The sequence below is a fragment of the Pseudomonas fragi genome (assembly GCF_002269505.1).
Classification (GTDB): Bacteria; Pseudomonadota; Gammaproteobacteria; order Pseudomonadales; family Pseudomonadaceae; genus Aquipseudomonas; species Aquipseudomonas fragi_D.
On record NZ_NQKQ01000019.1, the window covers coordinates 42,335 to 55,363 of the forward strand.

8 protein-coding genes are annotated in these 13,029 nt (G+C 58.5%); 7 read left to right on the forward strand and 1 reads right to left on the reverse strand.

All coding sequences use genetic code 11. The features are described from left to right. The first annotated feature begins 8 nt into the window (after positions 1–8). From CJU81_RS16510 to CJU81_RS16540, 7 genes are all read left to right on the forward strand, one after another. Complete coding sequence (locus CJU81_RS16510; RefSeq protein WP_095029749.1) at positions 9–599, forward strand: TerD family protein; 591 nt, start codon at positions 9–11, stop codon at positions 597–599. Further along, positions 596–1,825, forward strand: a complete 1,230-nt coding sequence (locus CJU81_RS16515; protein ID WP_095037498.1) for a TerD family protein — start codon at positions 596–598, stop codon at positions 1,823–1,825. Before CJU81_RS16510 ends, CJU81_RS16515 begins: the two co-directional genes overlap by 4 nt. A 66-nt stretch (positions 1,826–1,891) precedes the next feature. Further along, positions 1,892–2,341 (forward strand): tellurite resistance TerB family protein, encoded by a 450-nt coding sequence (locus tag CJU81_RS16520; RefSeq protein ID WP_016783514.1) that lies wholly within the window; start codon positions 1,892–1,894, stop codon positions 2,339–2,341. 7 nt (positions 2,342–2,348) lie between these two features. Then, entirely contained in the window at positions 2,349–3,395 is a 1,047-nt protein-coding gene (locus CJU81_RS16525) for a TerC/Alx family metal homeostasis membrane protein (RefSeq protein WP_016783513.1), read from the forward strand. Between the two features lie 26 nt (positions 3,396–3,421). Continuing rightward, on the forward strand, positions 3,422–3,997 hold the full coding sequence (locus CJU81_RS16530) for a TerD family protein (RefSeq protein WP_016783512.1): 576 nt from the start codon (positions 3,422–3,424) through the stop codon (positions 3,995–3,997). Positions 3,998–4,036: 39 nt separating this feature from the next. Continuing rightward, positions 4,037–4,615: a TerD family protein gene (locus CJU81_RS16535; protein WP_095037499.1), complete on the forward strand. Its 579-nt coding sequence runs from the start codon at positions 4,037–4,039 to the stop codon at positions 4,613–4,615. A 306-nt stretch (positions 4,616–4,921) separates the two neighbouring features. Further along, positions 4,922–9,643: an AAA domain-containing protein gene (locus tag CJU81_RS16540; RefSeq protein WP_095037500.1), complete on the forward strand. Its 4,722-nt coding sequence runs from the start codon at positions 4,922–4,924 to the stop codon at positions 9,641–9,643. Here the strand turns inward: CJU81_RS16540 and CJU81_RS16545 are convergent. After that, positions 9,617–12,820: an autotransporter domain-containing protein gene (locus CJU81_RS16545; protein ID WP_095037501.1), complete on the reverse strand. Its 3,204-nt coding sequence runs from the start codon at positions 12,818–12,820 to the stop codon at positions 9,617–9,619. The genes CJU81_RS16540 and CJU81_RS16545 overlap by 27 nt on opposite strands. Between the last annotated feature and the right edge of the window lie 209 nt (positions 12,821–13,029).

Sequence of the window (13,029 nt, forward strand, 5' to 3'; positions counted from 1 at the left end):
GACGCTTCATGGCCATTTCGCTGTCCAAGAATCAAACCATCTCTCTCGAGAAAGAAGCGGGAACCGGTCTCAAGAAAATCCGTATGGGCCTGGGCTGGGACCCGGTCAAGCCCAGCGGTTTTTTCGCCAAGCTGCTGAGCAGTGATGCCGCCATCGACCTTGATGCTTCGTGCATCCTGCTCGACAGTGCCAAACAACCACTGGATCTGGTGTGGTTTCGCCAGCTCAAGTCCAATGACGGCTCTATCGTTCACTCCGGCGACAACCGTACGGGTGAGGGCGAGGGTGACGACGAGTCGATCCAGGTCAACCTGGAACAACTGCCGGCCGGGGTCAAACACCTGGTGTTTACCGTCAACTCCTTTACCGGGCAAAACTTCGAGGCAGTAGAAAACGCCTACTGCCGTATCGTTGACGAGCTGACCGGCAAAGAGCTGGCGCGCTTCAACCTGTCGGACAAGGGCCGTCACACCGGCGTGGTCATGGCGTACATCAGCCGCACATCGGCGGGCTGGGACCTGACCGCTATTGGCACCGTGGCCAATGGCCGTACCGCCCAGGATCTGGCCACTGATGCGGCCCAGGCGGTGCGCGCATGACTACCCTGACTCCAGGCGCCAATACGGGCGTTGCCAGTGGCACCCTGAGCGTCACCGTCAGCTACACCCCGGTGGCTGGCGCAGACCTGGATGTATCGGCGTTCTTGCTCAATGAGTCGGGCAAGGTGCGCGGCGATAACGACATGTGCTTCTTCGGCCAGCAAAGCGTCAACAATGGCGCGGTCAAGCTGATGGAATCGGCGGCAGGTCGCAGTGTGTTCAGTGTCAATCTGGACGCCATTGACCCGGCCATCGAGAAAGTCGCCCTGACTGCGACCATCTACGAGAACAAGGCCCGCTTCGATGCCTTCCCGCAATTGACTGTCACCGTGAGTGGCGGCATTGACGCACCGATTCCGACCCAGGGCATGCAGGAAACCGCGTTGATCCTGGGTGAGTTCTATCGCCGCCAGGGTGTGTGGAAGTTCCGTTGCGTGGCCCAGGGCTTTGCCGGTGGCCTGGCGCCTCTGGCTCAACATTTTGGTGTTGATATCGCGGCACCCGCTCCGGCACCTGCTCCGGCAGCCGCGCCGACACCTGTGTCACCGCCAGCGCCTGCACCTGCTGCACCTGCATCGAAGATCAATCTGTCGAAAATCACTCTGGACAAGCAGCGTCCGTCCATCAGCCTTGAGAAAAAGGACGGTGATTTCGGCGAGATCAAGATCAACCTGAACTGGAATCGCACCCACCCGAATGACAGCGGCGCCGGTGGTGCTGGCGGCTTTTTCGCAACCCTGCGCAACAAGGCCACCGGCAAGTCGGGCGGCATCGATCTGGACGTGGGTTGCCTGTACGAAATGGAAAACGGCCGCAAAGGCGCGGTCCAGGCCCTGGGCAATGCCTTCGGTGATTTCCGTGACGAGCCGTTTATCCAGTTGATGGGCGACGACCGCACCGGCTCCGTGAGCGACGGCGAGTGGCTGCGTATCAATGGCAAGGAGTGGCGCAAGATGCGTCGCGTGCTGGTTTACGCGTTCATCTACGAAGGCGCGCCGAACTGGCAGGCGACCGACGGTGTCATCACCCTGTATATCCCCGGCGAGCCGCCGATTGAAGTGCGTCTGAGCGAAGAGGGCGGGACCAAAGGCATGTGCGCTATCGCCTTGCTTGAAAACGTCGGTGGCAGCGTGAAGGTCAACCGTCGGGTTGAGTTCTTCAAGGGCCATTCCGATATGGATAAAGCTTTCGGCTGGGGCATGCGCTGGGCTGCCGGTTCCAAATGAGCGCTCTGTAAGTGGCCGCCTGATGAACCAGGCGCCGTACCTGCAATTTCTGACAAGGTGACTCCAATGCTCGAATGGCTCAAAACCAACGCTACCGCCGCCCGTGACAAGCTGTCGACGGAAGTCAGCAAGTTCAAGAACCGTGAGTTCATGGAAGCCGTGGTTTCCGGGTGCGCACTGGTGGCCGCTGCCGATGGCAACATCAGCAGCGACGAAAAACAGAAGATGGTCGGGTTTATTCAAAACTCGAATGAGCTGAAGGTCTTTGACGTCAAGGACGTGATCAAGGCCTTCAACTCGGTGTGCGAAAAGTTTGAGTTTGACCAGCAGATCGGTCGTGCGGAAGCGCTGAAATCGATCGGTCAGCTACGTAAAAAAGAAGATGCCGCCCGGCTGCTGGTGCGTGTTTGCTGCGCAATCGGTAGCGCCGACGGCAACTTTGATGAAAGTGAGCGGGCTGCCTGCCGCACTATCTGCAATGAGCTGGGGCTGAACCCTGGCGATTTTGATCTCTGAGGACATCATGGAAAACACGGCAATTGGCTTTCCGCCAACTACCATCGCTGTATTTGTGGCTCTGGCGGTCATTGCTCTGGCAATCGACCTGTTTACCCACAAAAGCGATAAACCGGTCTCGCTGACCAACGCCGCCGTCTGGTCGGTGTTCTGGGTGGTGATCTCGCTGATGTTTGCGGGCTATCTGTATGTGGCCCACGGCCCAAGTGTGGCCAGCCTGTTCGTGACCGGTTACGCGCTGGAGAAAGTGCTCAGCGTCGACAACCTGTTCGTGTTCATGGCGATTTTTGCCTGGTTCAAGATCCCGGACGCGCTGCGTCACCGTGTTCTGTACTGGGGCATCATCGGCGCCATCGTATTCCGCCTGATTTTCGTGGCGATCGGTACTGGCCTGCTGGCGTTTGGCCCTTGGGTCGAAGTGCTGTTTGCCGTGGTCGTGGCCTGGACCGCAGTGATGATGCTGCGCAGCAAGGAAGAGGATGAGGAGGAGGATTACTCCAAGCACATCGCCTACCGTTTTGCGAAAAAACTGTTCCCTGTCTGGCCGAAGCTGCACGGACATAATTTCTTTGTTTCACGTACAGAGCTTGAAAAAGAGATCACGAAGCCGCAGAACAAGGGAATGACCCTTGTAGGCAAGGGCGCTCTTTTTGCGACCCCACTGTTTTTGTGTGTGGTGGTAGTTGAGGTTTCGGACATTCTGTTTGCCTTCGACTCCGTACCGGCCGTGATTGCCGTGAGCCGTGAACCCTTGATCGTGTACTCGGCCATGATGTTCGCCATTCTGGGTCTGCGGACCATGTACTTTGTTCTGGAAGCACTGAAACGTTACCTGGTGCACCTGGAAAAAGCGGTTATCGCGCTGTTGTTCTTTATTGCCGGCAAGCTGGCCCTGAACGCAACCGATCACCTGTTTGGCCATGGTTATGAAATTGATCCAAACACCAGTCTGATTGTGGTGTTGGTGGTATTGGCTATCGGTATCGTGGCCAGCATCATCTTTCCCGGTAAGGAAGAAGAGCAATCCGACGTTAACAACGACACGAAAGCTTGATCGCACATTACTAAGGAGAACTACACATGGCACTTTCCCTTTCCAAAGGCGGCAACCTGTCTCTGTCCAAAGAAGCCCCCGGGATGACCAAAGTCCTCGTGGGTCTGGGCTGGGATGCTCGCTCCACCGATGGTCAAGACTTCGACCTGGATGCGAGCGCTTTCTTGCTCAAGGCTGACGGTAAAGTACGCGCTGACTCCGATTTCATTTTTTACAACCAGCTCAAAAGCGTTGACGGCTCGGTTGAACACACGGGCGACAACCGTACCGGTGAAGGCGACGGCGATGACGAGGCGATCAAGGTCGACCTGTCCAAAGTGCCCGCCGACATCGACCGGATCGCGTTTACCGTGACCATTCACGAAGCTGACGCTCGCCGTCAAAACTTCGGTCAGGTGCGCAATGCTTTCATCCGCATTGTGAACCAGGACAACAACAGTGAAGTGGCGCGTTATGACCTGGCAGAAGACGCCAGCACCGAAACCGCGATGATCTTTGCCGAGCTGTATCGCAATGGCGCCGAGTGGAAGTTCCGCGCTGTGGGCCAGGGCTTTGCTGGCGGTCTCAAGCCGTTGGCGGAAAGCTACGGCCTGAAGTTTTAATCTGCACCCCATCAACTTTTCATATAAGGGTTCACGAACATGGCAGTAAGTCTGAGTAAAGGCGGCAACGTCTCCCTGACCAAAGAAGCACCGGGCCTTACCGAAGTGGTTGTAGGCCTGGGTTGGGACCCACGGGTGACTGACGGTCAGGAATTCGACCTGGACGCCTCGGTGTTTATCGTTGGTGAGAACGGCAAAGTGCTGAACGACGGCAGTTTTGTGTTCTACAACAACAAGACTTCGCCGGACGGCAACGTTGTGCACCAGGGCGACAACCGTTCGGGCGCCGGTGACGGTGACGACGAGCAAGTAAACGTCAACCTGGCGGGTCTGTCGCAAGAAGCCAAGAAACTGGCCTTCGCGGTGACCATTCACGAAGCGGATGGCCGCAAGCAAAACTTCGGTCAGGTATCTAACGCCTATATCCGTGTTTTGAACAAGGCTGACGGTAAAGAGCTGGCACGTTTTGACCTGAGCGAAGACGCTTCCACCGAAACCGCGATGGTGTTCGGCGAGCTGTATCGCAATGGCGAAGAGTGGAAGTTCAAGGCAATCGGCCAAGGTTTTGCAGGTGGCCTGGCGCCATTGGCTTCGAACTTTGGCGTTAACCTGGGCTAATTCCCCCAGCGTTAAACAAAAGGCCCTCCCCGGTTTCGGGGAGGGCCTTTTTTGTGCGCTTTGAAATGCCTGACCATGGGTAGCTGCGAAGACATGCGTTGAGTGATTAAAACTTCAACAGCATAACCAGTGACCTTCTCGGAAATAACCGGACCGTCTTTTATCGCGGGACGTTTTTACAAAATCATGTATCTGAATACCACCAGAACCTCTGTATCGTATCGGTCATCGTAGGAAATTTCGCTTTTACTTGGCGCTTCCAGATTTTATCGAAGTGCCCCCTTATCGAAGTGGTTCAGCTCACCCATGGAAACAGTACGTGCCCGTCTCGCCGGCCTGATCGAATTTGTTAAACAGACTGCGCTGATGCAAAAGCGGCCAGCGTTAACTCTCAGCCAACACAACGCTTTCAGTGCCAGCGAAGAAAAACTGCGAGCGTTACCCGGAGTCAGTCTGGATCTGCACAACGGTGAGGAAGACGAAGTCTGGCTGCAGCTTGAACGCTTGCATGAGACTAAACCTCCAGCCCCACTCAGTCCATTGCTTGCGTTGTGGATCGAGCTCAAGGGCACCCCGCAGACCGAGCCTGTACTCAAGGTGCGTCTGGCACGGGAGGTCCTGGTCAACAGCACGGCGATCTCCGAGGACGAGCGCTCACGCTTGATGCCTGTGGCCCTGCAGATCGATGAAGACGTCAGCGTCGAAGAGTGGGTCAATCTGGAAGACTGCCTGGACGCCGGTGAGATCCGCGCGCAGTTCAAGTCCTACAGTCAAACGGCTTGGCGCCTGTGGGCCGCAGAAGAAAAGCAGCGCCGCAAAAGCATTGAGCTGTATGCCGAGCTGTTTATGCTGGTGCAACAGATGCAGGGCAACCTGGGCGACGCACAGTTGGAGCTGGTGTGGGGGCTGGGGGTTTCGACGTGGGAACATCCCGTGGTCGGTGTCATCCATTACCCGTTAATCAGCCAGTTGGTTGAAATTGCCATCAACCCCGACAGTATGGCGATAGAAGTACGCCCGCGTGCCGCTGAGCCCAGACTGGAAGTGGATGCCTATGTGGCGGCCGATATTGCCGGCGTCGGGCCGCTGGCAACCCTGGCCAAGGATTTTTTCAAACAGGATCAGGCCGGTATCAGCCCGTTCAACGCCGCCAGTTACGAGCCGGTGATTCGTTCGGCGTCGACCTTGCTTGATGCCCATGGTCAGTTTTTGCCGGTGACGCTGGCCGAAGGTGATCGTTCAGTACCCAAGGCCGCAGAGTTCTTGTGCGTCACCGATACCTGGTGCCTGTTTGCCCGAACCCGCGACAGCAATATGTTTATTGAAGACCTGGCTCGCTTTGAAGGCGGGATCGAGGAAGCCGATGAGTTGCCGGCGGCCTTGCGGGCCATTCTCACTGAACCGTCCAGTGTGCTGGAGGACGTGGCCCTACCACCGTTTCGTGGTTTGTCCTACGTCAGTGGTTCTCAAGGCGGCGATGCGCCAGCCGCTAAGGTACACGAGCTGTACTTCCCCAAGCCGTACAACGATGAGCAGGTGCAAATCATCCAGTTGCTGGAGGTGCATGACGGGGTGGTGGTGCAAGGCCCGCCCGGCACGGGCAAGACTCACACGATCGCCAACGTCATCAGCCATTACCTGGCCAATGGCAAGCGAGTGCTGGTGACGTCGATGAAAGACCCGGCCCTGGCAGTACTGCAGGAAAAACTCCCGGAAGAGATTCGCCCGCTGGCGATCAGCTTGCTGAGCAGCGAAGCGGATGGCATGAAGCAGTTCGAATTCGCTATTCAAAAGATTTCAGCCGAAGTACAGCGCATAGATAGAGCACTGTATAAGCGCGAAATTGGCCAGATTGACGACGAAATCAATACTCTTCACGGTCAGATGGCCAGCGTGGACCGTGAGATCACCCATTGGGCCGAGCGTAACCTGTCGGACCTGGAAATTGACGGTGAACGCCTGAGCCCCACCCATGCGGCCTTGCAAGTGGCGGCGGCGCAAGCCGAGATCAACTGTTTTGCCGATCGGATCGGCGTGGGTGAAGAGCATCGCCCGCGCTTCACGTTGCAAGACATCATTGCCTTGCGCGAAGCCCGGCTTGAGCTCAAGGAATCGCTGAGCTATCTGGGCCAGAAACTGCCGCAACTGGCCGACTTCCCGGACGCGCAGACACTGATTCAGGTGCATCAGGATCTGGCACAGGAAAGCCAGTTGCAGCTCAAGGAAAGCACTGGCGAAGTGCCGCGTCTGTTGGATAACAGCTCCCGGACCCTGGAGCAGGCCCAGGCGCTGGCCGAGCATTTGGGCCAACTGCAAGCCCTGCGCACACAGATCAACACCTCGGGCCATCACTGGGCCGCGCCCATGCAGGCTTGCCTGATGCGTGGTGGCAACGATGATGTGCTGGCGCTGTTCGCCAGCCTCAAGGGCGAGATTGAAGAGACTCTGGCAGGGCGCAAGGCCTTTGTGGCCCGACCGGTAAGCCTGTCGTTCGAGCTGCACACGCAACCCGAACTAGTGGGTGCCATCGATAACCTGGCCGAAGGACGACGTCCATTCGGCTTGTCCGGCCTGATTGGCAAGGGCACGCAAAAGCAGTTGCTGGACGCCATTGTGGTGTTGGGCAGCAAGCCGCAAAGCGACCAGGACTGGCAACACGTGCAAGCCTTTGTGCGCTTCCTGCAACACAGCCGCACCTTGCTGCTGCGCTGGAATGCACTGGCTGCCGAAATACCCTTGCCGACGCTGGAAACCGACGCCGACCAACTGATGGCGGCAGCTCGGGCGATTGAGCAGTTCGACGCGATTGTGCTTGCCGAGCAAGGTGAAACCCGTGCCAGCAGCGAGCTTAAACAGTTGTTCCCGGGCTGGGCCGACGTCAGTCAGTTGCGCAGCAACGCCACGGTATTGGCCGAGGCCGAAAGCATCTTGCGCCACTACCTGATGCGTCATCGTCTGGCCGCCACCTGGGCTATCAAGGAAACCTTCAACAAAGCGCTGGCCGGTTGCGGTGGTGATATCAGTGAGCGGTTGCAAGGCTTTCTGGATTTGAGTCTTGGCCAGCCGCAGGTCGATATAGCCACTCTGCAGACCCAATGGTCCGGGCTGATGGACGAGTTACGCCGGGTGATGGCCATGGCCGCAGCCCTTGAGACTGTACAGCGCGTCACCGACCTCGTCGCGCAAAGTGGCGGTCTGCTCTGGGCCGCCCGTTTGCGTGAAGAGCCGGGCACAGGGCCGATCGATGGCCTGCTGCCGGACAACTGCCTGGACCTGTGGCGCTTGAGCCGTCTGGCCCGTTATCTCGAAAGCATCGACGGGCGCGAAGACCTCAAGCGTTTGTTCAAACTGCGCGGTGAACTGGAACTAAGCCTGTCGCGTCTTTATCAGGATGCGGTGGTCAAGCGAACCTGGTTGCGCCTGTCGGAAAACGCCACGCCAAGTGTCAGGGCAGCCCTTGAGCTGTATCGCACCGCAATTCGCAAGATCGGCAAGGGTACCGGCGTGCGCGCCGGGCGTTATCGTCAGGATGCGCGACTGGCGGCCGATGTTGCGATTTCTGCAATCCCGTGCTGGATCATGCCTCATTACCGTATTTGCGAGAGCCTGCCTGCGCAGTACGGTGCGTTTGATCTGGTGATTATCGATGAGGCGTCCCAGTCTGACCTGACGGCGCTGCCAGCGTTGTTGCGGGCGAAAAAAGTGCTGGTGGTGGGCGATGACAAACAGGTCTCGCCGGACGGTATCGGCATGGAAGAAGAGCGTGTGCAGAGCATGATGGCGCGCTTCTTGGGCAATCAGGTCGGGCTCTACCGTCCATTGATGTCCCCCGAGCGTTCGCTGTACGACCTGTTCAAAGTGGTGTTTGCCAAGAGTGGCACCATGCTGCGCGAGCATTTTCGCTGTGTGGCGCCGATCATCGAGTACTCCAAGCGCGAGTTCTACAACCACGAGCTCAAACCGCTGCGCCTGCCGATGATGACTGAGCGTCTTGACCCGCCGTTGGTGGATCTGCTGGTCATGGACGGGGAGAAGAAAGGCAAGTTCAACCTCGGCGAAGCCCATGTGATAGTCGAGGAAATCCGCCGCCTGATCGCCCTGCCGCAGATCGCCGGGCGCAGCATAGGTGTGGTCTCGCTGCTGGGCGCCGAGCAAGCGCAAAAGATCATGCAGATGCTGACCAAAGAGCTGGGAGAAGAGGTCATCACCCAGTTCCAGATCAGCTGTGGGGATGCCCGCACGTTCCAGGGCAAGGAGCGCGACATCATGTTCCTGAGCATGGTGGCATCTCCCGGCGATTGCTTTGCCAATAGCCGCGACTCGATAGCCCAGCGCTTCAACGTGGCCGCTTCGCGGGCGCGGGATCGCATGTACCTGGTGCGCAGTGTCGAGTTAACGGACCTCAGCCCTGTGGACAGTTTGCGCCGCGGCTTGATTGAGCACTTCGAGACACCCTTTACCCAGGATGCTGCCCAGGTCAGTGATTTGCGCGAGTTGTGCGAATCCGGCTTTGAGCGCGAGATGTACGATGAATTGACCCGACGTGGCTATCGGGTGATTCCACAGGTGGGCGTGGGGGCATATCGCATCGACATGGTAGTAGAGGGCGACAACGACAGCCGCCTGGCCATCGAATGTGACGGCGACCGTTTCCACGGACCGGATCGCTGGGACAGCGACATGCGCCGCCAGCGTATTCTGGAACGTGCGGGATGGCGTTTCTGGCGCTGCTTTGCATCGGCCTTTACCCTCGATCGCCAGCAGATCATTGATGATTTGCTGGCTACCTTGAAGGCCATGAACATCGAGCCTGCCAGCGGCGAAGGCGCGGCGCCAAGCATTCATGTCGAGCGCCGTCATGTGTATGGATTTCGGCGTGCAGGTGCAGTCGATGAGGAAGGGCGTGTGCGGCCCTATGACGAGCGTCCGGCCCGGGACCCGTTTTTGTTCTGGATCCCGGACGACACATTTGTCGTGAGCGATGCCGAGGATGATCAGTCTTCAGAACTCGAACTGATACTGAATTGATACGCTTCGCCCGTTCGAGCGTTCCCCGCGCTGATTTTTCAGGTCCAGGCTCACGGAACTGCTGCGGTTGAGTCGGGCTACAGCGCCCAGGTTCAGTTGCAGCGCCGTTTTGCTCAGCGGCACACCGGCAATACGCATGTTGCTTGCATCTTGCCAGGCAACGTCGGTTGTCGGGTACAGATCGCCGCTGGCGTGGGTATAGGCGGCGCTGCCGTTAAGGCTGAGCCCGAAGGGGCCGGTTGAGGTGCTGTTCAAATCCACCTTGAAACGCAAGCCGCCGGTGGCCAGGTTAACCGTGCTGCTGGCTGCACGCCCCTGCAGCGCACTCTTTGCGGTGCGCTCACGGAACCCGTCAGTCTGGCTGTTGACGCGGGCAAATTGCACAAAGGGTTGCCAGTTCCATGCGCCTTGAAGCACGCGGTAGTTACCTTCAACAAAGGCTTGTCGGGTACGGCCGTGATAGTCGGCTGACAGCTTTTCATCAAGGCCGGGAAAGCTGACGTAACGGCTGGTTTTTATCCGGTCCTGGCCATAGGCGAGTCCGCCGTACAGTCCGAACGCATTCCAGGTGTGCCCCGCGTGCATGCCGATCTGGTAACCGTCGAGACTGGCCCGGTCGCCACGTGCGTTTTTTATCCGGCTTTGACCGCTGGACAACAGCACCCCGGCGCGAGAGCCTTGTTCGAAGTCATGATCTGCGCCGACCAGCAATCCAGTGAGTGTGTGACTGACAGAAGCCGCATTGCCGTCACCGTCCAGGCGACCGCTTTGCAGCAGTGGCTGCAGCCACACAGCCTGGCGTGAGTTGTCCGTTTGCCGGGCTGGGCTGTCCAGCGCTCCTCGGGCATGGGCCAGCGCAGCATCGCGCAGTACCCGGGTGTTTTCGATTTGCACCGACCGGGTGCCAGCATGCAGTTCACCGCTTAGCTGATCCAGCGCTCTGGTGGCCGCGTCGGGGAACAGCGAGGTCAGGCGCTGTGCAACGGGCTGCGACATATCAAGCATGTCAGCGCCGCGAGCCGTAGCGTGCTGGTTGGCGGTACGGGCAGCCGCAACCAGTGGCAGGCCGCGGCCTACGTTGATTCCCAGAGCGGTATCGTCACGGGTTTGGGTGAAGCTTAAAAACGGCGAGAAGGAACTGTGATCCAGTGCGCTGAATTGGCCATTGACCCCTGCATCGGCCTGCAGCACCCGGTAATGCTGGCCCAAGGGAAAAACAGCGGGCTGGCGGTTCACGCGCAGGGTGCCACCGTCCAGTTGTGCCTGCCCGGTGATGTGCAGGGCAGGGGTATGAGGTTGGCGGCCCGCACTGGCAATCAGCAATGAGCCGTGGCCCTGTGAGTAATCACCATTGATGGTCATTGCCCGCAGTCCACTGCCGGGCACAATAGTGCCCAGCACCCGGGTGCTCGACAGTTCGCCATCACCGCTAAGCAGTCCGCCTGAGCCCACGTAGGTGTTGGCCCCGATCTGCTGGCCGCTGATCTGCGCGATACCACCGTTTATGTTGAGGTCAGTGGCCAGTAACGTGCCATTGAGCCGTAGCAAACCCCCTTCGACGTTCACATCGCGGCTGAAACGGTTGTTGCCATTAAGCTCCAGAGTACCGCCGTTGAGGGTTGCACCGGCAAAGCTGTTGTTACCACTGAGCCGTAGCCAGCCAGCGCCGCTTTTGCCCAGTCGGCCCGGACCGCTGATGTCGTTGCGCCAGTCATCCCATGCATCGCCTTGCCATACTTTGGCGCCCCCGGCCCGGCGGTCCATGATGACATCGGTATCAACCCGCAATTGCCCGGGCCCGTCGATGGCCTTTTTCAGGTCGATCAAGCCCCAGCCGTACACGTCATCGACACCGGGAGCTCCGAGGTCGCGGGCAGTGGTCAACAGCACGTCACGGATTTGCGGGTTGTCGAGGTAGGGGAAGCGTTCCATAAGAAGTGCAAGGCTGCCGGTGACATGGGGGGTAGCCATTGACGTGCCCGTGTCGATGCCATAACCGAACCTGGGGCGGTCGCTTGTGACTTGCACTCCGTTTATCTCGCCGTCGTCCTGATAGAGGGTTTCGACGTCCAACTCACCGGCGATGTAGGTGGAAATAATACCGGTGCCCGGAGCCGCCACGCACCAGTTCATGCTGTAGCCGCAGCGGAACGAGCCGGGGGCCAGCGTCAGGGTGTCGTTCACGTTGACCACGCTCAGCCAGTACTTTTCGATTTCAGGCATCACGCGCGGCAAGGCCGTCAATATGTCGGCATAGGGCGCGGTTTCGGGAGACAGGTTGTTCGTGCGGGTATTGTTGGATGCCCATACCTGCAAAAAGCCTGCATCCCGTGACCCTTGAGCCAGCGTATTGCCCAGGCCGAAGCGTTGCCTTTCGAGTTCTGCATCCAGCTCATCAAGAGTCTGGAAGACCTTCGGTGAACCCCAGCTGTGATTGATGGCGCGAACATTTTGTTCACGCAATTGTTTGAACACCGCAGCGTAGGCCTCGTGGCCTGGATCAACCTGCAGTTCGCCCTTATCGGACAAGTAGCTGTCATAGCTGTGGCTGAATATTCTGACCGGGCTCAGGTCGGCTCCCCAGGCGACGCCGTGGATGCCCTTGCCGTCGCGATTGGCCAGCATTGTTCCGGCGACGTGCGTGCCGTGAGGGTTGTATCGGGCGCCTTGTCTGCTCAGATAGTCGTCCAGCTCCTGGGCTGTATATTCACCGCTGGCGAGGGCTTCTTGCAGCGTGTCCTGCGGCAACTCAAGCGTGTAGTCGAATTGTGGCTGATCGCCGTCAGCCCGGTAGCATCCGTCATGGTCATCCGTTGCAAAGGTCTCTCTGGCGCAGCCAGCGTCGGCGAGAGTGACGGGTTTATGGTTTTTTCCGGCAAATTGCGGATGTCGCAAATCGGTACCGCTGTCGAAAATCCCAAGGCGAACATCAAGGCCGCTCAAGCCTCGGGCATACGCGTGGTCAGCACCGATGGCCGTCAGCCCCCACTCGCGCTTGAACTCATCGTTATGCCAGCTGGCAGCGTCATGCAGGCGTCCTTGTTCGACATACGTTACTGCCTGGGCCGGGACTGCCCACAGAGCAGCAATCAGGCCTGCGGTGAGAGTCCGGTGATTTAATGAGTGGGGGGGAAAGCGGGGCGGCACGTTCCTGTAGCGTGTTTTCGAATTCAACATGTTTAAAGCCCTTTGGCTTGACTGTGCAGTCAAGGGAGCATGGGCAATCAGCTAAAGGATGCGTATCAGACGCAGCGGGGCTCTTGGGGGGAGGGAACTGTAACTGGCGTAAGGCATTTCAAAAGTGTGAGATTTGCCACGCACGGTTTTCCCAGCCCTGTGCAGTTGAGGCAGGACAAGCGGGGTATTGCAGGTCAACTGGTGATCGT